Source organism: Alcaligenes sp. PF14 (genome assembly GCF_037150615.1).
Classification (GTDB): domain Bacteria; phylum Pseudomonadota; class Gammaproteobacteria; order Burkholderiales; family Burkholderiaceae_B; genus Alcaligenes; species Alcaligenes phenolicus.
This window is the reverse complement of the sequence record NZ_JBAGRS010000003.1, coordinates 489538-509481: the sequence shown is the minus strand read 5'-3', so window position 1 is coordinate 509481 and position 19944 is coordinate 489538. Positions and strand designations below refer to the sequence as shown.

The following is a 19944-nucleotide window of genomic DNA, read 5'->3' as shown; positions in this document are numbered from 1 at the left end:
CTCCTTATCAATCAGGCGCGACGCTCGCGGCGTACCTGCAAGCGGCTGGCGACCACAACAAAAATACCAATCACCAAAATTAGCAGGGTCGCCAACGCGTTGATCTCGGGCTTGAGACCCAAGCGTACGCGCGAAAACACTTCCACCGGCAAGGTGGTAAAGCCCGGACCGGACAGGAAGGAGGCGATCACCACATCGTCCAGCGACAAGGTAAAGGCCAGCAACCAGGCCGCCATCAAGGCAGGCACGATCGAAGGCAGGACCACCTGGAAAAACGCCCTCAAGGGGGTGGCACCCAAATCAAGCGCCGCTTCTTCCTGAGAGCGATCCAGCTCACGCATACGCGATTGCAGAATCACGGTCGCGTACGCGGTGCACAGCACCACGTGACCAATCCAGATAGTGAAGATACCGTTCTGTTCCGGCCAGCCAAACAGGGAGTTCAGCTCCACAAACATCAGCAGCAGGGAAATACCCAGCACCACTTCCGGGATGACCAGCGGTGCACTGACCAGACCGATATACAGAGCAAAGCCCTTGAAGCGTCCCATACGGGCCAGCACATAGGCGGCCCAGGTGCCCAGAATGGTGGCCATGGTCGCGGTCAGCACGGCTATCAGGAAAGACAGCTTGGCAGCACTGAGCAGCGCTTTATCCTGAAACAGGGATTCGTACCAGCGGAAGGAAAAACCCGACCAGGACGTCATGATGGCCGATTCATTAAATGAAAAGACGATCAGGAACAGGATAGGAATGTACAGAAAACCAAAGCCCAGCGTCAGGACGATGGCACGCAGCCAGGGATTAGGCTTGGTCATGAGCGGCCTCCCCGTTGCGCTTCTATCTGTCGCATCTGGCTGTACTGGAAGAAAATCAAGGGAATGATCAAGAGCAGGACCATCACGCAAGTGACGGCAGCAGCCATCGGCCAGTCCGCATTATTGAAGAACTCGGTCCACATGACACGGCCCATCATCAAGGTGTCAGCCCCACCCAGCATTTCCGGAATCACGTACTCGCCTACGGCCGGAATAAACACCAGCATGGCACCGGCAATCACGCCGGACATGGACATGGGCAAGGTGATATTCCAGAACGCCGACCAGGGACGTGCGCCCAGATCGTAAGCCGCTTCCAGCAAGCGCATATCCAGCTTTACCAGATTCGCATACAAAGGGAGGATGAAAAATGGCAGATAGGCATAGATCAAACCGATATAGACGGCCAGATCGGTGCGGTAGATTTCCAGCGGCGCATCAATAATGCCTATCCACAGCAAGACCTGATTGAGCAGGCCATCGCCACGCAAGATGCCTACCCAGGCGTAGACACGCAGCAGCATGGAGGTCCAGAAAGGCAGAATCACCGCCAGCAACAACAGACTACGCACGGCGGGTGAAGAGCGCGCAATGTAGTAAGCCACCGGGTAGCCGATCAGGATACAAAAGATCGTGGTGACGGCAGCCATCTTCAAGGAGCTGACGTAGGTGGCCAAATACAGATTGTCGCTGAACAGCAGGATATAGCCGCGCAGGTTCAGTACAAAGGAAATGCTTTCCTCGGCAAACTGGGCCAAGGGCGTATACGGCGGCACCCCGAAATCAAGATCGGCAAAACTGATCTTGAGCACGAGCAAAAATGGCACCAGCAGAAACAGGATCATCCACAGGAATGTGGGTGCGACCACCAGCGTGCGACTGGTGGGCAGCAGTTTGCGCCAGGACAGGTTCTTCATGTGCTCAGTACCGTTGCGCTGTCGTCGGACCAGGACACGTAGACCTCTTCGTCCACGCCGGGAGCATCTGGCTGGGCCAAGGTGCCGCTAGGCATTTGCGCCTCGATCAACATGCCGGCGTCCAGACGAATCTGGTAGCGGGTGTAGCTACCCATCCAGGACACATGAGTCACGATGCCGTGGCCCCAGTTGGTGTCCTCGGAAGGCAACTCACGACTCACCTTGATCTGCTCGGGACGAATGGACACATACACGTCCATGCCCAGCGGTTCGCTGATCCCGTGGCTGACATACAAGGGGCGGTTTAACTCCTCGCACTCGATATGAACGTGGTCCGGTTCGTCCACCGTCACTACGCCGGTGAACAAATTGGTGGAACCGATAAAGCCCGCCACAAAGCGCGAGTTCGGGAAGGAGTACACATCGTAAGGCGTACCGGACTGGATGATCTGCCCATCGGACATTACCGCCAGTCGGCTGGCCATGGTCATGGCCTCTTCCTGGTCGTGAGTCACCATAATGCAGGTCACTCCCACACGCTCCAGAATCTTGACCAGTTCAATCTGGGTTTTCTGACGAATCTGCTTGTCCAATGCGGACATGGGTTCATCCAGCAAGAGCAGCTTGGGACGCTTGACCAGGCTACGCGCCAAAGCGACACGCTGTTGCTGGCCGCCTGACAACTGATTGGGTTTGCGGCGTGAAAAACCCGCCATCTGCACCAGGTCCAGCGCCTCGAACACACGCTCGTGGATTTCGTTGCGGGGCACGCCTTCCTGCTTCAGGCCAAACGCCACATTGGCCTCGACCGACATGTGCGGAAACAGCGCATAGGACTGGAACATCATATTGACCGGCCGCCGATAAGGCGGCAGGTCGGTAATGTCCTCGTTGTCCAGGTAAATCCGACCGGAAGTCGGCTCCTCAAACCCTGCCAGCATGCGCAGCAAGGTGGACTTGCCGCTGCCCGAACTGCCCAGCAGTGCAAAAATCTCGTGACGGGCCACGTCCAGACTCACGGACTGAACAGCCACGGTGTCGCCAAAGATCTTGACGACTTCGTCCACACGCACGAAAGCATCCTCGCCATCCATCCAGGGCGAGGTTCCGGTACGGATATCTTGCATGATGCCTAGCGTCCAGACTTGAGTTCAGCCCACAGGCGCGTTTGCAGACGCTGCACCTTCAATGGCTGTGGTTTGATCACGAACAAAGTCTTGGAGACTTCGGGCGAAGGGTAAATCATGGGGTTGTCAGCCACTTCCTTGACCACGAACTCGCGCGCATCTTTATTGGCGTTCGGGTAGAACATGGTGTTGGTAATGGCAGCATGGACTTCCGGCGTTTCAATGTAGTTGATAAAGGCATGGGCCTCTTTCACATTGTTCGCACTCTTGGGGATGGCCATGGTGTCAAACCAGACCGGCGCCCCGCCTTGCGGAATGTAGTAGTCGATGGCGTACGGCTTTTTCGCCTGACGCGCACGGTCGGCCGAAATCATTACGTCGCCAGAGAAACCGTAGACCATGCACAGATCACCCGCAGCCAGCTCGTCGATGTACCCCGAGGAGCTGAACTGACGCACGTAAGGACGGATGGTCTTGAGCAGATCCAGCGCTTCGCGGTAGTCAGCTTCGTTGCTGCTGTTGGGGTCTTTGCCAATGTAGTGCAGCACGGCGGGAAATACCTGGGCGGCTTCGTCCAGGATGGAAATGCCACAGCCTTTCAGCTTCTCGGCATTTTCAGGCTTGAACAGCATGTCCCAGTTACCCAGGTCCACCTGCTCGCCCATGATTTCCTTGACCTTGGTGACGTTGTAGCCCAGGCCATTGGTGCCGTAGCCCCAGGGAATCAGGTATTCATTGCCGGGGTCCACATCCGAGAGCAAGGCCATGATGTCCGGGTCCAGGTGGGACCAGTTGGGAATCTGACTTTTATCCAGCTTCTGGAACAAACCGCCTTCGATCTGACGCGCTGCGTAATGCGTGGAGGGAACCACCACGTCGTAACCTGACTTGCCCGTCAACAACTTGGCTTGCAAGGTGTCGTTATTATCGTAAACGTCATAACGCACCGTAATGCCCGTGGCTTTCTGAAAGCCGGACAAGGTATCGGGGGCCGTATATTCAGCCCAGTTATAGACATTAACAACCTGATTTTGTGCCTGTGCAACAGGCATGATGGCAGCAGCGGCCAGCAGGCCGGCGAGTACCTGTGGTGTGTTCATCCCAAAAGACATCACGAGTCCCCTTCCTATCGAAAGCGAAAAACCCAAAAGGCGAGATGATAAAGCTTTTTTAAAGCCCGTAGTCGTAATTAACGCTGCGTTTCGTGGCGGTAAGCAGAAAACATCTGCTGCCACCACTGATCGCCACGCGGCCCACACACTTTGAGCAAGGATCGTCTGAGGCGTTGCACATTACCCAGCGCCTGGGCGGGGCTGACAGGCTCCTGTCGTGCACGGTCAAAATCGATCAGCCAGACTTTGTCATTCGCATCCAGCAAAATATTGTAGGCGTTAAGGTCAGCGTGCCAAACCTCGAATTGGTGCATGCGGACAATCTCGTGCGCCACCGCTTCGGGGGAGGCGCGGTCCAGGCACAGAGTCAAAGGCTGCACATCGGGCACCCGCTGGCTTATCAGGGCCGCATGGTACCAAAAACTCTGCTGCCACCACGCGCCCGCCAGCACTTTGGGGACGGCCAAACCCTTGTTGTGCAAATAAGACATCACCTGAAATTCTCGCCAGCTGCGAGTCCGCGATGCCCCTTGCCACAAGTAGGAAGACTCATTGAAGCGAGCCACCAGGCCACCACGGCGGTAGTGACGCAGCACCGCCTGACCAAAGGGCCCGTTCACAAACCAGGCGGCCTGACGCCCCCCCTGCCCCACCTTGCTGGCCTGGTCGCCATACGAGGTGGCCTCGAACCAGCGCTGCAAGGCCTCGGGTTCCAGATCCAGCTGATTGGCCAGCTCCGGAGCCAACAAGGCACCGCCACCGGGCAAAGAATAGACAGTTTCGGATTGGGTGCTCACAGCAGCTCCTCAGGCACGAACCAGCAACAGGGCCATGATCAATACCAGCATGCAGGCAAAAATAAACTTCAGACGATTCTCGGGCAAACGATAGGCCAAGCGCACGCCAAACGGCACCAGCAGCAGGCTGCCCATCGCCATCGGTATGCCGACCTGCCAGGTAGCCTGACCATGAAACGCGTACGTCGCCAAGGCGACCAACGTGCCGGGAATAATCATGGACAGTGCCAAGCCTTGCGCACCGGTCTGGCTATAACCCATACGGCTGGTCAGGAACGGCACCACCAGCACCGCACCGCCCACACCAAACACGCCTCCGGCCAAGCCCGCCATCATGCCTACCGCGATATACCACAGCTGGCCAAACGACTCCGGGTCCGGACGCGGCTTGTCACTGCGACGACGCCGCCGGGAAAAACCCAGGCTCTGGTCGAAATAGTACAAGGCAATGGCCATCACAAATATCGAATAGATACGACGCAACAAGATCGCATCCATGCCCAAGGCCAGACGTGCGCCCAGCCAGGTAAAGATGATGGAGGAAATCGCCCCCAGTGCAGCCCGGCGGAAATCAATATGGTTGCGGCGATGGTACTGGCGCACAGTCAGCAGCACGGCGGGCACCACCATGATGAGAGCCGTCCCCTGAGCCGTTTGCTGATCCATACCCAGAATCAGGCCCAGCAGCGGAATGGCCAACAAGCCGCCACCAATCCCCAGAACCCCGCCGGTATAGCCAATAAGCGCGCCTCCCAGCAAACAGGCCAGGATCAATTCAATACTTGTCATGGCGATTACAGGTTGCGCAGACGGTCGACAGCGTCTTCTACCCGGTCTACCGCCCAGATTTCCAGGCCTTCGATCGACTGACGCGGGGCGTTGCTCTTGGGAATCAAGGCAATGCTGAACCCCAACTTGGCCGCTTCGCGCAAACGCTCCTGCCCACGCGGGGCCGGACGAATTTCACCGGCCAGACCGATTTCACCAAACACGACCAGGCCGCGTGGCAAGGGACGGTTATTCAAGGAGGACAAAATAGCCAGCAGCACCGCCAGGTCAGCCGCTGGTTCGGTAATCTTGACGCCACCGACGGCGTTCACAAACACGTCCTGGTCGTAGGTGACCACACCAGCATGGCGATGCATTACCGCCAGCAACATGGCCAGACGGGAGCTTTCCAGCCCCACAGACAGGCGACGCGGATTGGGCACATGGGCCGAGTCCACCAAAGCCTGAATTTCCACCAGCAAAGGCCGTGTGCCTTCCTGAGTAGCCATGACGCAGGAACCGGCTACCGACTGGGAGTGCTGCGACAAGAACAGGGCCGAAGGATTGCTGACCCCTTTCAACCCCTTTTCCGTCATGGCAAATACGCCCAGCTCATTGACCGCGCCAAAGCGGTTCTTGAACGCGCGCACCATGCGGAAGGAAGAATGGGTATCCCCCTCGAAATACAGCACCGTATCCACGATGTGCTCCAGCACTCGTGGCCCGGCCAAGGTCCCGTCTTTGGTGACGTGACCGATAAAAATCATGGAGGTGCCGCTTTGCTTGGCCAGGCGGGTAAGCTGAGCCGCGCATTCGCGCACCTGCGACACCGAGCCTGGAGCGGCGCTGAGCTGATCGGAATACAGGGTTTGAATCGAGTCGATCACCACCACGCTAGGCTGGTGCGACTGCAAGGCCTGGCTGATGGACTCCAGACGAATTTCGGCCAGCAAGTCCACACCTTCGGTAGGCACACCCAGACGACGAGCACGCAAGGCGACCTGTTCGGCAGATTCCTCGCCTGTCACATACAGCACTTTGGTTTGCTGGGCCAAGGCAGCCATGGCTTGCAGCAGCAGCGTGGATTTACCGACTCCGGGATCGCCCCCGATCAGGATCACGCCGCCCTCAACCAGACCGCCGCCCAGGACGCGATCGAACTCGCCTATGCCGGTGGGCACACGCGGCAATTCCCGCGCCTGCACATCGGAAAGACTTTGAACCGGGCTGGAACCGGCCAGGGAAGCAAAACGGTGGGCGCTGGCCGCAGCCGGCGTCTCCACCGTTTCCTGCAAACTGTTCCAAGCCCCGCAGGCCGGGCATTTGCCCGCCCACTTGGGTGTATCTGCCCCGCACTCTGTGCAAACAAATACAACTTTGGCCTTGCGGGCCGCACGAGTACTGGTGGCCATAGAAATTCCTTAACGTCCGGCCAGGCTGCCGCCGCCATCCACGCCCAGATTCTGGCCGGTGATATAAGCGGCTTCATCGCTTAGCAGGAAGGTGACCGCAGCAGCCACTTCCGCGGCCTGCCCAAAACGTCCCAAGGGAATGGAGGACAGGCTACGTTGTTCGGCTTCACTACCAACGGGATGATTGGCACGGAACAATTCGGTTTCGATCGGACCAGGAGAGACCGCATTGACGGTAATGCCGTAAGGAGCCAGTTCCAGCGCCCAGGTGCGGGTACAACCCAGCAAGGCACTTTTGGCCGCGGCATAGCTGGTGCGGTCGGAACCGCCGTGCACGACACGACTGCAAATATTGACGATGCGGCCTTCCTTGCGCGCTTTCATCGAGGGGATGAAAGCCTGGGCCACTTGCACCGCCACACGCACATTCAGGTCAAATACCTGATAGAGATTGCCCAGGTCCACCTGACCAATCGGCTCGGGCGCGACCATACCCACATTGTTCACCACCGCATCAACGGGGTATTTTTCGCGGATAACGCGCAGCATTTCCTCGGTTTCGCCTGCATTGCTCAGGTCGCAGGAGTACAGATATCCGGGGAAATCAATGCTTTCGGTATGGCGTGCCAGACCCACCACGTGGGCCCCGGCATCGGCCAGCCTTTGGCTGATTGCCCAGCCTATTCCTTTGGTAGCGCCGGTAACGAGTACACATTTATTTTTCATGGCTATACCTTATTGGTGTTAATCCTGGATGATGCGCGGCACACGTGGGGCGACCGCGCAAATCAATTCGTAGCCCAGGGTTCCGGCTGCCGCAGCAACCTCATCCACACTGGGCCCGCCTTGACCGAACAACACCGCCTGACTGCCTACACCGGCGGCGGGCACCGGCGTCAGGTCTACTGCCAACATGTCCATGGAGACACGACCGAGCAAACGGGTACGCACACCGTTGACGGTAATGGGGGTGCCGGTTCCCGCATGGCGCGGGTAACCATCGGCATAGCCGCAAGCCACCACGCCAACGCGCATGGCCTGCTCGGCAATATAGGTATGGCCGTAACCAATGCCCTCGCCCTGCTTGACGCCGCGCACGCTGATCAGCTCGGCTGCCAGCGTCATGCCGGGCTGCAAACCGAAGTCATCGGCGCTGATGTCCGCAAAAGGAGAGCTGCCGTACAAACAGATACCGGGCCGCACCCAGTGATCCGGACCGGAAGGCATGTAGGCCCCCAGGTCAGGGCTTAGGGTTGCGGCTGAATTGCACACACTGACCGGGCCGGGCAAGCCGTCGGTGATCCGGTCAAAGCAGCGAATCTGCTCCAGCGTGGCATCGATATTGTCGTCGGCGCGCGCAAAGTGCGTCATGCGACCGACCGTGCCCAGCTTGCCCGCTTTTTGCAGACGCTGGGCGCGCTCGAAAGCAGCGGGGTAATCGTCCACGCTGAAACCCAGACGGTTCATGCCGCTATTGAGCTTGACCATGGCATTCAAGGCCACCCCGCCCTTCCACTGCTCCAGCATCTTGAGTTGCTCGTGGCAATGAATGACGGTCGTCAAGCCAAATTCGGCCAGCACATCCAGATCTTCAGGCTGGAAAAAACCTTCCAGCAACATGATGGGGCCGGTCCAGCCGGCAGCCCGACAGCGTATGGCTTCTTTCAGGTCCAGCATCGCCATGCCTTCGGCGGCACTGAATGCCCGCACCGCATTTTCGATGTCATGACCGTAAGCATTGGCCTTCATGACGGCCCAGATATGGGGCCGTTTTACGCCGGATGGAGCCGTGGCGTTATTCAGGCTCTGAATAACCATATCGAGATTGTGACGCAGTGACGCAATATGAATGGTGGCCGAGATAGGACGTGGCATGGTTCTCCCCGAAGCAATACGAAAGTCTAAACCAGCCCTAGTGGAAACGAAAGCCGTATACTGGCGGACTATGTCTATCGAGCACTATGAAAACTTCCCTGTCGCCTCTGTGCTGCTACCTCGTCGGCTACGCCGACCGGTCACCGATATTTATCGTTTTGCCCGCAGCGCCGACGACATTGCTGATGAAGGCGATTTAAGCGCTGCCGAGCGCCTGGAACTGCTGGCGCAGTTCGAAGCCGGAATAGAACAACTGCAATATCACCAGCCTGTCCTGGCCGATACCCCGCACAGCGAAATTTTTGTCCCTTTGGCCGGCAGCATCAGCAACTTCCAGTTGCCACTCAAGCCTTTTCTGGACCTGCTGTCGGCATTCCGCCAGGATGTTACCACCCATCGCTATAGCGATATGGCGCAGGTGCTGGATTACTGTACCCGCTCGGCCAACCCGGTTGGCCGCTTGATGCTGCATCTGTATGAAGCCCACAGCCCGGAGCTGGTCGAGATGGCCGACTCCACCTGTACGGGGCTGCAATTGGTTAATTTCTGGCAGGACGTGGCGCTGGACTGGCACAAGAACCGTGTCTATATCCCGCAAGACCTGCTTGCCCAATACGATCTGGATGACGATTACATCCAGGCACGCACCCAGCTGCTGCGCCAGCCCGAGGCCGATGCACGCTGGCAGGAAATGATGCAGCTGCTGGTTACCGATGCCCGCCAGCGCCTGCAAGCCGGCCTGCTACTGTCCTCCCACCTGTCCGGGCGCATCAGCCTGGAACTGAAAATGATGGTGCTGGGCGGCCTGCGTATTCTGGAACGCCTGGAAGCGGTACAGTTTGATGTCTTCAGCCACCGCCCCACCCTGTCCCGCCTGGACTGGCTACGCCTGATTACCCGCGGCCTGAGCCGTACCTCTTACCGACCCTGAACGTCCATGAGCCCAGACGAGTATTGTCAGAACAAGGCAGCCCAAAGCGGCTCCAGCTTCTACTACGCCTTTTTGTTTCTGCCGCCCGAACGCCGCCGTGCCATCACGGCCTTGTACGCGTTTTGCCGCGAGGTTGACGACGTGGTGGACGAGGTTCACGAGGAATCGGTTGCCCGCATGAAGCTGGTGTGGTGGCGCACACAAGTGGCTGATCTGTACGAAGGCCGTGCCCATCACCCGGTCATGCAGGCCCTGGCTCCCCATATCAAGGCCTTCGACCTGCCCCAGGACGAGCTGCTGGCCGTCATTGACGGCATGGAAATGGATCTGGACCAGGTGCGTTACCAGAGCTGGAGCGAGCTGGAACGCTACTGTTGGCACGCCGCCAGCGTGGTGGGACTGCTGTCGGCGCGTATTTTTGGCCAAACCCAGGAACAGACCAGCGACTATGCCCAAAAACTGGGCCTGGCTTTTCAGCTGACCAATATTATCCGTGATGTAGGCGATGACGCTCGTCGTGGCCGCATCTACCTGCCTCAGGAAGATCTGGACAAGTTTGGCGTATCGCCCCATGAGATTCTGGATCAGCAACACTCGGAGCGCTTCGAGGCCCTGATGGCCTTTCAAACCGAACGTGCCCAGGATCTGTACCGCCAGGCCATGCGTGCCCTGCCCGCTGTTGATCGCCGGGCACAACGCCCCGGCCTGTTGATGGCGGCCATCTACCATGCCCTGCTGGTGGAAATTGCCAATGATCGCTGGCATGTGCTGGAACAGCGCATTTCGCTGACGCCCATTCGCAAGTTCTGGCTCGCCTGGAAAACCTGGGTATCGGGCGGCCGCAGCTTGCAACGCAAACTGGGCCGATGAAAGTCGCCGTTATCGGGGCGGGCTGGGCGGGCTGTGCCGCTGCCTGGCGCTTGAAGACCCAGGGCCATCAGGTCAGTGTCTTTGAAGCCTCGCGCCATATCGGCGGGCGTGCCCGCCGCATTCACAGCCCCAATCTGGGGCGCGACACCGATAACGGCCAGCACATCATGCTGGGGGCCTACTCCGTCATTCTGGGTTTGATGGGGGAAATCGGCCTGGACGAAGCCTCGCGTCTGGAACGCAAGGATCTGGACGTGATCTCGGCCGACGGACATTTTCGCCTGCGTAATCGCGCCCTGCCCGCCCCCTTCCATTTATTGACCGGCCTACTGGGTGCCCAGGGTCTGAGCTGGTCGCAAAAAATCAAGCTGGCGCGTTTTTGCCGCTGGCTGATGACACAGCAATGGCGCACGCCAGCCGGTCTGACGGTGTTACAGCTTCTGGAGCAGCACCAGCAAGACAGCCATGTCGTCCGTCTGTTCTGGCAACCGCTGTGTGTGGCCGCCATGAACACCCCGATTGAGCAAGCCTGCGCCCAGCTGTTTGCCCATGTCCTGCGCGATAGTCTGGGCGGCCCACGACAAGCCAGCCAAACCTTGATTCCGCTGACAGACTTAAGCCAGCTCTGGTGCGAATCCGCCCTGCGCGATATTCAGCTGCAGCTAGGCCACCGGGTACAAAGGCTGGAACTGACGGAAGCGGGTGTACATATTGACGGCCTGCAGTTTGATGCAGTCATTGTCGCTTGCCCGCCCGTCCAAGCTGCGCGCCTGCTGCATAGCCTGCCCAACAGCCCGGCCAGCGAACAGTTGCTGGCGGATCTGGAGGCATTCAGCTATGTCCCTATCGCCACCCTGTATCTGGAATTGGAACAGGCCTGGAATCTGCCCCATTCCATGTTGATGCTGGACGATAAAAGCGGCAGTGGTGGCCAATGGCTGTTTGATCACAGCGCCCTGAAACCGGGCAGCGGTGAAACGCTGGTGGGGATCGTCATCAGCGATGCTGTGCGCCTGCAAGCGCTGGACCGCGAGCAAGCCATTGCCGCGATCATCGAGCAGGTACGCTGCCAGACCCGGCACCTGAAAGCCATGCCTGCCATACGGGCCAGCGAGCTGATTATCGAAAAACGGGCCACGTTTGCGGCTGTGCCCGGTCTGCGTCGCCCTTCGGTAGCGACACCTTGGCCAGCTATTCGCCTGGCAGGCGACTGGACCGATACCGGCTACCCCGGTGTGCTGGAAGGCGCTGTGCGCAGCGGTCTGAAAGCGGCACATCTATAAGCACCAGCTCTGAGCGCATCACAGCTGGAAAGAATCTGCCGAGTAACCGTCTTCCCTGCCACCCGTTTATCCAGCTCTTGCTCTACCGCCGACTTAGCTCTGCTTGGCGTAGCCTGGCTTGAACCGTAGGCTCGGCTTTGGCAGCTATTCTGACTAGTACGGCATCCGCCCTTTGCAAAGCGGTCCTGCACAAACCAGCAAACACTCACTACGCATCAAGGCAATCAAACAGAGTCATGCCCAGAAACCCGGCCATCAGCGAAGGCCTCGTTTAAGACACTCTAAACACAAGCGCTATTGAGGCAAAACACTATTGTGCCGACGGTGTCAGCAAAGTCTGCGCAGGCTTATGAGCGGCCAGAAACTCCGATTGAAACAGGCACATGCGCACCACATCCCGATATTGGCCGTTAATGAAGAATTCGTGCTTGAGCTCGCCTTCCACCTGAAAACCAAACTTCTGATAAATGTGGATGGCCTTGTGGTTTTCCTTGTCCACAATCAGCACGATCTTGTACAGGTTCAGCACTCCAAAGCCGTACTCGATAGCCAGCTTGGTCGCCCGCGAGGCAATGCCCTTGCCCTGGAACTCCGGCGCAATAATGATCTGGAACTCTGCCCGGCGGTGTACATAATCAATTTCCACCAGTTCCACCACGCCGGACGGCTGCCCTTCCCACTCCACAACGAAACGACGTTCACGCTGATCGTGAATATGCTCATCGTACAGAGCCGCCAGCTCGCCATAGGTTTCGTAAGGTTCCTCGAACCAGTAGCGCATCACGCTGGCGTTATTGTCCAGCAAATGCACAAAGCGCAAGTCTTCGCGCTCCAGCGGGCGTAATTTAACGTGAGTCGTTTTACTCATGATTTTTCTATCCTTTCTCTATGTTCGATAGACGAGCCGCCTATCTGCCTATACCAAAGGCCATAGACATCATGCCCGCATATCGTGTGTTTTTGATGAAGGCCTGATAGAAAAAGTTCAGTTGGCTGCAAAACCGCAGCCCGACCAGTCTTGCGGCAAAACCGGCCAAAAACGCAAAAACCCCGATTTCTGCTTTCCTGCATAGCAAACTGAACATCAGTCAGGCCAGCAGGAATATCAAAATCGGGGTTTGAAACTACTACCTGGCCGCTATGGCTGCGCCAGCCCGGAGATAGCGCAGGTAGCGGGCATCAGGTTGGGGCGTGTTCCTCGATGTAGCGACGTACTTGAGCTACATCCGAATCCATCACCACCACCTTCTGTGGCAAGTCTGCCAGACCGGTCAGGTGTGCAGGCACCGGAGCGGGCTGACCAATCGCTTCTTCGATTGTCTCGGAGAACTTGGCAGGCAGCGCGGTTTCCAGCACCAGCATGGGGATGCCTTCTTCGCGGAAGTTCTGAGCCACCTTGACGGCGTCTGCCGTGTGCGGGTCGATCAGAGTCTGGTACTGCTTGTTCACCTGAGCAATGGTGTTCAGACGATCCTGGTGCGAGCTGGCACCAGCCACAAAGCCGAACTCTTCCTGGAAGCGTGGCAGATGCTCGCTCAGGTCGAATTGGCCTTCTTTGGCCAGCTGCTCCCACAATGCCTTCACCTTGCTACCATCACGGCCCAGCAAATCAAACACAAAGCGCTCGAAGTTGGAGGCACGGGAAATGTCCATGGATGGGCTGGACGTGGCGTAAGTTTGCTCGGAACCACGGGGACGATAAATACCGGTGCGGAAGAACTCTTCCAGCACGTTGTTTTCGTTGGTGGCCAGAACCAGCTTGGCGATAGGCAGCCCCATCTGACGAGCAATGTGGCCCGACAGAATATTGCCGAAGTTACCCGAAGGAACGGCAAAAGAGACTTTCTGACCCGCCTGGCTGGTGCTTCGCAGCCAGCCCCAGAAGTAGTACACCACCTGAGCCGAAATGCGGGCCCAGTTAATGGAGTTCACGGCGCCCAAATGCCATTTGGACTTGAACTCCAGATCACCCGCCAAGGCCTTGACGATGTCCTGGCAATCATCGAACACACCTTTCACCGACAGGTTGTGGATGTTTTCGTCTTGCAAGGAGTACATCTGAGCGCGTTGGAAAGCACTCATGCGACCGTAAGGCGAGAGCATGAACACGCTGACGCCACGCTTGCCGCGCAAGGCGTATTCAGCCGCCGAACCCGTGTCGCCGGACGTGGCACCCACAATGTTCAAGGTGCTGTTGCGCTGTGTCAGCACGTATTCGAAAACCTGGCCCAGGAACTGCATGGCCATGTCTTTAAAAGCCAGGGTTGGGCCTTGGGACAAGCCCAGCAAGGAGAAACCGGGTTCCAGTTCCTTGACCGGTACCACCTGCTCGCTGTCGAACACGCCGGGGGCATAAGCACGTGCCGTCAAGGCGGACAGTTCATCAGCCGGAATATCGGTGACAAACAAGCCCAGCACTTTGGCGGCCAGTTCGGGGTAGCTCAGGGCGCGCCAGGACTCCAGCGTTTCTGCACTGACTTGAGGGTAGCTCTCTGGCATGGCCAAACCGCCATCCGGAGCCAGGCCTTCCAGCAAGATGTCCGAAAATGGCTGGGCCTTCATGCCGCCACGAGTAGAGATGTAATTCATTACAGGTTCTCCACGCGCAGACGGGTCACGGCAGACTGAACAAAAGGCAGATTCTGAATCTGGCTGATCGCACCATTGATGGCACCTTCACGCGCTTCATGCGTCAGGAAGATGATGTCAGCCTGTTCACCGGCTGGCTCCTGGAACATGGAACCGATCGAGATCGAGGCTTGCGCCAGAATGCGAGCCACATCAGCCAGCACGCCAGGACGGTCATCCACACGCAAACGCAGGTAGTACGAGGACACCACTTCATCCATAGGCAGGATGGGCGTATCGGACATGGCGTTGTGCTGGAAGGCCAGGTAAGGCACGCGATGTTCCGGTTCTGCCGTTTGCAGACGGGTCACATCCACCAGGTCCGCCACCACCGCCGAGGCGGTGGGCAAGGCGCCGGCACCGGCACCGTAGTAAACGGTTTGGCCCACGGCATCGCCATGCACCAGCACCGCGTTCATGGCACCTTGGACATTGGCCAGCATGCTTTGCAGTGGAACCAGTGTGGGGTGTACGCGCAGTTCGATACCTTCTTCACGGGCGCGGGTAATACCCAGCAGCTTGATGTTGTAGCCCAGGCGTTGTGCGTGTTGCAGGTCTTCCAGTGCCAGGCTGGTAATGCCTTCCACGTGAGCCTTGCTAAATTGCACGGGGATACCAAAGGCCAGGGAGGCCAGCAGGCTCAGCTTGTGCGCAGCATCCACACCTTCAATGTCGAAAGTAGGATCGGCTTCGGCGTAACCCAGACGCTGGGCATCGGCCAGGGCTTCAGCAAAGCTGACACCACGGTTGCGCATTTCGGACAGGATGTAGTTGGTGGTGCCGTTGATAATGCCGGCCAGCCACTGAATACGGTTGGCCGTCAGGCCTTCGCGAATTGCCTTGATGATAGGAATACCACCGGCCACAGCGGCTTCGAAGGCCACCATGACGCTACGCTCGTGAGCAGCGGCAAAAATCTTGTTGCCATGCTTGGCCAGCAGCGCCTTGTTGGCGGTGACCACGTGCTTGCCCTGGGCAATGGCTTCCATGACCCACTCGCGTGCCAGGGTGTCGCCACCCACCAGCTCGACCACAATATCGATCTCGGGGTTGCGCACCACATCCATGCCGTCTGTGGTCAGGGTGACCTCGTCCCCCACCAGCGCGCGTGCCTTTTCCAGGTCACGCACAGCAATAGCGACCACCTCAATACGGCGACCGGCGCGGCGAGCGATTTCATCTGCATTGCGTTTCAATACGTTCCAGGTGCCGCTGCCAACCACACCCAAACCCAGCAAACCTACTTTGATAGGACTCATTGAACAAATCCGTCCTTACGGAACATTTCTTTGATGCCGCGTACCGCCTGACGGGTACGTTGCTCGTTTTCGATCAGCGCAAAGCGCACATAGTTGTCGCCATACTCACCAAAGCCGATGCCGGGGGATACGGCTACTTTGGCATCGCTCAGTAAGCGCTTGGCAAACTCCAGCGAACCGATGTCCTTGTAGAACTCGGGAATCTTGGCCCAGATATACATTGATGCCTTGGGGACATCGACCATCCAGCCTGCTTCATGCAGGCCCTTGGCCAATACGTCGCGACGGCGGCGGTACTGCTCCACCACCTCGCTGACACAATCTTGTGGTCCTTCCAGCGCCGCAATGGCGGCCACCTGAATCGGTGTGAAGGTACCGTAGTCGTGATAGCTCTTGATACGTGCCAGGGCATTGACCAAGGACTCGTTCCCCACCATGAAGCCAATACGCCAGCCGGCCATATTGTAGCTTTTGCTCATGGTAAAAAACTCGACTGCGACATCGCGCGCACCTTCCACCTGCATGATGGAGGGGGCCACGTAGCCGTCAAAGGTAATGTCGGCATAGGCCAGATCGTGTACCACCAGAATATTGTGCTCGCGTGCCAGCGCCACAATACGCTCAAAAAAGGACAGTTCCACACACTGGGCCGTCGGATTGCTGGGAAAACCCAGAATCATCATTTTGGGCTTGGGAATGGACTCCCGCACGGCTTTTTCGATTTCCTCGAAAAAGTCCACGCCGGGGACCATGGGCACCGAACGGATATTCGCGCCGGCAATGACGGCACCATATATATGAATCGGGTAGCTGGGGTTGGGCACCAGAACGGTGTCGCCCTTGTCCAGGGTTGCCAGCATCAAGTGGGCCAGACCTTCTTTGGAACCGATGGTAACGATCGCTTCACTATCAGGATCCAAGTGCACATTGTAGCGGCGCTCGTACCAATTGGTCACGGCTCGGCGCAGACGCGGAATGCCTTTGGAGACAGAATAACCATGAGTGTCCGGGCGGGTGGCCGCCTCGACCAGCTTTTCCACGATGTGCGCCGGTGTCGCGCCGTCCGGGTTCCCCATGGACATGTCGATAATGTCCTCGCCACGACGGCGGGCGGCCATTTTCAGCTCGCCTGTAATGTTGAACACGTAAGGCGGCAAACGCTCGATGCGCGGAAAGCGAATCATGACATTCCTTGAGAAGAAAACAGCGAAGACCCAAACCAAAAGGTGCGAAGTAAATCAAAGAGTTTAATCCATGATTGACTTACTGAGAATCACTGCAAACAGATCAGGTGCCGCATCGTCCCTGACTCTTTGCGCTATCATCGACCCTGTAACGGGAGAGACTCATCGTGCAACTGCAACGCGAACACAATCCAGCCATGAATGCCATCACCGCTTACGGTGAGGACTATGTGGCAATCAACTTTCAAAACCACGATCATTCCATCTTCTTTAGCCCTGAAGGTCCTGTGCAGGACCTGGCCATTCAAAGCGCAACCGAGCTGACAGCCCCGTTGCTGCGCCGGATTGCCGGACTGGAATCGGTCAAGCAAGACCCCATGGCCTTTCTGGACGACGCCCCGCCGGCGCGCCCTGACAACGCCCCCGAATTGATCTTGATTGGGACTGGCCAGCGCCAACACTTTCTGCACCCGGCTGTCACGCAGGAAATGCTGCAGTGGGGCATAGGTGTGGAAATCATGGATACCCAGGCCGCCGCCAGAACCTACAATATCCTCATGTCCGAAGGCCGCAAAGTTGTCGCCGCCTTACTCATACAGGAAAAAGCATGACAGCCCTACAAATTGGTGCCCCCATCCCCGACTTTTCCGTGCCCTCCACCCAGGGCGAGTTCAGCGCCGCTGACCTGAAAGGAAAAATGACAGTGTTGTACTTTTACCCCAAAGACAACACGCCGGGCTGCACCACCGAGTCCCAGAATTTCCGCGATGCCCTGCCCGAATTTCAGGCTGCAGGCGCACAAATCATTGGCGTTTCGCGCGACTCGCTCAGTTCGCACGAACGTTTTATCGACAAGCAAGCCCTGACTTTCCCTTTGCTTGCCGACACCGAAGAGCGCTTGTGCGAACTGTTTGGGGTCATGAAAATGAAAAACATGTACGGTAAACAGGTACGTGGCATCGAGCGCAGCACCTTTTTGATCGACGCCCAAGGTGTGTTGATTCAAGAATGGCGTGGCATCAAAGTGCCCGGCCACGTCCAAGCTGTATTACAGGCTGTTCAGCAAGCCGCCTGAAACCTTACCGTGCCGACTTGCAGGTCGGCACACAACCAGGAGTACGTGTTATATGCCGCTACCAACGTTGCCCACCAAGCTGGGAACCCTGCTTAGCGAAAAAGATGACAGTGTCATCCTTGCCGATCCACCCGTACCACTAGACGAACCCGACACTCCCCCCGCCAGCCCCAAAGCCGCCACCAGCAAAGCGGCTGCTACGCCACGCTCCAAAAAGCCTGCGCCCGTCAAAACGGCGCCCGCGGCCCCCGCAGCAGCGCCTGCGCCCGCCAGTGTGGCCAAAGTAGCTCCCAGCAAAAGCGCTGCCGCCATCCCTGCCCAGCCCCCCAAGCCTGTCGCCGGCGCAGCCAGCAAACGCACCCGTCTGGCCCCCACCCAGCGCAAATTGTTTGTGCTGGATACCAACGTCTTGCTGCACGACTCCAATTCGCTGTTCAAGTTTGAAGAGCACGACATCTTCCTGCCCATGATGGTGCTGGAAGAACTGGATCACCAGAAAAAGGGCCTGTCTGAAGTGGCTCGCAATGCGCGTCAGGTCAGCCGCTCCCTGGAAGGTCTGGTGGGCGATCATGGTCTGGACAAGCCCATCAATCTGGATGGCATCGGCAATACCGAAGCGCGTGGCGCCGTCACCTTCCAGACCAGCGCTCTGGATACCACCCTGCCTATCCAGCTGCCGCTGGGCAAGGCGGACAACGCCATTTTGGCCGTGGTCAATGCACTGACCCAGAGCATGCCCAAGCGCGAAGTGGTGCTGGTATCCAAAGACATCAATATGCGCCTGAAGGCCAAGGCCCTGGGCCTGCTGGCAGAAGACTACCGCCACGATCACGTTCTGGATGACTCCGACCTGCTGTATGACGGCGTCATGCCCTTGCCGGACAATTTCTGGACCAAGCACGGCAAGAACATGGAGTCCTGGCAACAGGGTGGCACCACCTTCTACCGTATCAGCGGGCCGCTGTGCAGCCAGTTCATGGTCAACCAGTTCGTGTTTACCGAAGGCGACGATCCCTTGTACGCCCAGGTACGCGAAACCGCTGGCAATACCGCCGTACTGGCCACCTTGCGCGACTACAGTCACGGCAAGAACAACGTCTGGGGCATTACGGCTCGCAACCGCGAACAGAACTTTGCCCTGAATCTGTTGATGAACCCGGATTTTGATTTCGTCTCCCTGCTGGGCCATGCCGGTACGGGTAAAACGCTGCTGGCCCTGGCCAGTGCGTTGACCCAAACCCTGGAGACCAAGCGCTACAACGAGATCATCATCACCCGTGCCACCGTGCCTGTGGGAGATGACATCGGCTTCCTGCCCGGTACCGAGGAAGAAAAAATGCAGCCCTGGATGGGTGCGCTGGAAGACAACCTGGAAGTGCTGCATCTGGGCACCGGCAAGTCCTCCAGCAACCTGAACAACCCCCAAGGCACCGAGGCTCCGCGCAACTCCACCATGGAACTGGTGCGCTCCAAGATCAAGGTCAAATCCCTGAGCTTCATGCGCGGTCGTACCTTCATGAACAAGTTCCTGATCATCGACGAGGCGCAGAACCTGACGCCCAAGCAGATGAAAACACTGGTGACGCGCGCCGGTCCAGGAACTAAAATTGTCTGCTTGGGCAATATTGCCCAGATCGACACGCCCTACCTGACCGAGGGCAGTTCGGGGCTGACCTACGTAGTAGACCGATTCAAAGGCTGGCCGCATGCAGGCCACATTACCTTGCAACGTGGTGAGCGCTCCCGTCTGGCCGACTACGCCAGCGACGCACTCTAAACCGAATCGCTACTCACTCAAACCGGGTCCAGGACCCGGTTTTTTTTTACCGCCAGGCTGCATCAAGGCCAACAAGCACAGCAAAGACGCAGCGTGGGGGATTTTTAATGA

19 protein-coding genes are annotated in these 19944 nt (G+C 57.9%); 6 read left to right on the top strand and 13 right to left on the bottom strand.

All coding sequences use genetic code 11. The features are described from left to right. Positions 1–11: 11 nt before the first annotated feature. From WFM49_RS09360 to alr, 9 genes are all read right to left on the bottom strand, one after another. The gene (locus tag WFM49_RS09360; RefSeq protein ID WP_009461654.1) at positions 12–818 is read right to left on the bottom strand and encodes an ABC transporter permease subunit; all 807 of its coding nucleotides are present in this window, start codon (positions 816–818) and stop codon (positions 12–14) included. Continuing rightward, on the bottom strand, positions 815–1735 hold the full coding sequence (locus WFM49_RS09355; protein ID WP_254499573.1) for an ABC transporter permease subunit: 921 nt from the start codon (positions 1733–1735) through the stop codon (positions 815–817). The genes WFM49_RS09360 and WFM49_RS09355 overlap by 4 nt, the downstream gene beginning before the upstream one ends. Beyond that, positions 1732–2862, bottom strand: coding sequence for an ABC transporter ATP-binding protein (locus WFM49_RS09350; RefSeq protein ID WP_009461650.1), 1131 nt, complete (start codon positions 2860–2862; stop codon positions 1732–1734). The genes WFM49_RS09355 and WFM49_RS09350 overlap by 4 nt, the downstream gene beginning before the upstream one ends. Before the next feature lie 5 nt (positions 2863–2867). Then, on the bottom strand, positions 2868–3962 hold the full coding sequence (locus tag WFM49_RS09345) for a polyamine ABC transporter substrate-binding protein (protein ID WP_376739611.1): 1095 nt from the start codon (positions 3960–3962) through the stop codon (positions 2868–2870). Positions 3963–4051: 89 nt separating this feature from the next. Continuing rightward, entirely contained in the window at positions 4052–4771 is a 720-nt protein-coding gene (locus WFM49_RS09340; protein WP_336972912.1) for a 3-deoxy-D-manno-octulosonic acid kinase, read from the bottom strand. 9 nt (positions 4772–4780) lie between these two features. Beyond that, the gene (locus WFM49_RS09335; protein WP_336972911.1) at positions 4781–5560 is read right to left on the bottom strand and encodes a sulfite exporter TauE/SafE family protein; all 780 of its coding nucleotides are present in this window, start codon (positions 5558–5560) and stop codon (positions 4781–4783) included. A 5-nt stretch (positions 5561–5565) separates the two neighbouring features. Then, positions 5566–6951, bottom strand: coding sequence for a DNA repair protein RadA (radA, locus tag WFM49_RS09330; RefSeq protein ID WP_026484350.1), 1386 nt, complete (start codon positions 6949–6951; stop codon positions 5566–5568). A 9-nt stretch (positions 6952–6960) separates the two neighbouring features. Further along, on the bottom strand, positions 6961–7677 hold the full coding sequence (locus WFM49_RS09325; RefSeq protein WP_009461640.1) for an SDR family oxidoreductase: 717 nt from the start codon (positions 7675–7677) through the stop codon (positions 6961–6963). Positions 7678–7695: 18 nt separating this feature from the next. Next, positions 7696–8826, bottom strand: a complete 1131-nt coding sequence (alr, locus tag WFM49_RS09320) for an alanine racemase (protein ID WP_045931122.1) — start codon at positions 8824–8826, stop codon at positions 7696–7698. Between the two features lie 70 nt (positions 8827–8896). Here alr and hpnC point away from each other — a divergent pair, with 70 nt between their 5' ends. Genes hpnC through hpnE form a run of 3 tightly spaced genes read left to right on the top strand, consistent with a single transcriptional unit; the run spans position 8897 to position 11910 of the window. Then, complete coding sequence (hpnC, locus tag WFM49_RS09315; RefSeq protein ID WP_336972910.1) at positions 8897–9757, top strand: squalene synthase HpnC; 861 nt, start codon at positions 8897–8899, stop codon at positions 9755–9757. Between the two features lie 6 nt (positions 9758–9763). Then, entirely contained in the window at positions 9764–10627 is an 864-nt protein-coding gene (gene hpnD, locus WFM49_RS09310) for a presqualene diphosphate synthase HpnD (RefSeq protein WP_009461634.1), read from the top strand. After that, complete coding sequence (hpnE, locus tag WFM49_RS09305) at positions 10624–11910, top strand: hydroxysqualene dehydroxylase HpnE (protein WP_336972909.1); 1287 nt, start codon at positions 10624–10626, stop codon at positions 11908–11910. Before hpnD ends, hpnE begins: the two co-directional genes overlap by 4 nt. A gap of 310 nt (positions 11911–12220) precedes the next feature. On the opposite strand, the gene speG is transcribed toward hpnE, so the two are convergent. From speG to alaC, 4 genes are all read right to left on the bottom strand, one after another. Continuing rightward, a complete protein-coding gene (gene speG / locus WFM49_RS09300; protein WP_009461630.1) occupies positions 12221–12778 on the bottom strand; it encodes a spermidine N1-acetyltransferase in 558 nt (185 codons plus the stop codon). Between the two features lie 311 nt (positions 12779–13089). Further along, positions 13090–14499: a threonine synthase gene (gene thrC, locus WFM49_RS09295; protein ID WP_060185754.1), complete on the bottom strand. Its 1410-nt coding sequence runs from the start codon at positions 14497–14499 to the stop codon at positions 13090–13092. Beyond that, complete coding sequence (locus WFM49_RS09290) at positions 14499–15797, bottom strand: homoserine dehydrogenase (RefSeq protein WP_022983573.1); 1299 nt, start codon at positions 15795–15797, stop codon at positions 14499–14501. Before WFM49_RS09290 ends, thrC begins: the two co-directional genes overlap by 1 nt. Beyond that, the gene (alaC, locus tag WFM49_RS09285; protein ID WP_026484343.1) at positions 15794–16981 is read right to left on the bottom strand and encodes an alanine transaminase; all 1188 of its coding nucleotides are present in this window, start codon (positions 16979–16981) and stop codon (positions 15794–15796) included. The genes WFM49_RS09290 and alaC overlap by 4 nt, the downstream gene beginning before the upstream one ends. Before the next feature lie 167 nt (positions 16982–17148). On the opposite strand from alaC, the gene WFM49_RS09280 reads away from it, so the two are divergent. The 3 genes from WFM49_RS09280 to WFM49_RS09270 are packed head-to-tail and all read left to right on the top strand — an operon-like array spanning position 17149 to position 19833. Then, positions 17149–17592, top strand: coding sequence for an Mth938-like domain-containing protein (locus tag WFM49_RS09280; RefSeq protein ID WP_009457563.1), 444 nt, complete (start codon positions 17149–17151; stop codon positions 17590–17592). Further along, positions 17589–18056, top strand: coding sequence for a peroxiredoxin (locus WFM49_RS09275; RefSeq protein ID WP_009457565.1), 468 nt, complete (start codon positions 17589–17591; stop codon positions 18054–18056). The genes WFM49_RS09280 and WFM49_RS09275 overlap by 4 nt, the downstream gene beginning before the upstream one ends. Before the next feature lie 52 nt (positions 18057–18108). After that, on the top strand, positions 18109–19833 hold the full coding sequence (locus WFM49_RS09270) for a PhoH family protein (protein ID WP_336972907.1): 1725 nt from the start codon (positions 18109–18111) through the stop codon (positions 19831–19833). The last annotated feature ends 111 nt before the right edge of the window (positions 19834–19944 follow it).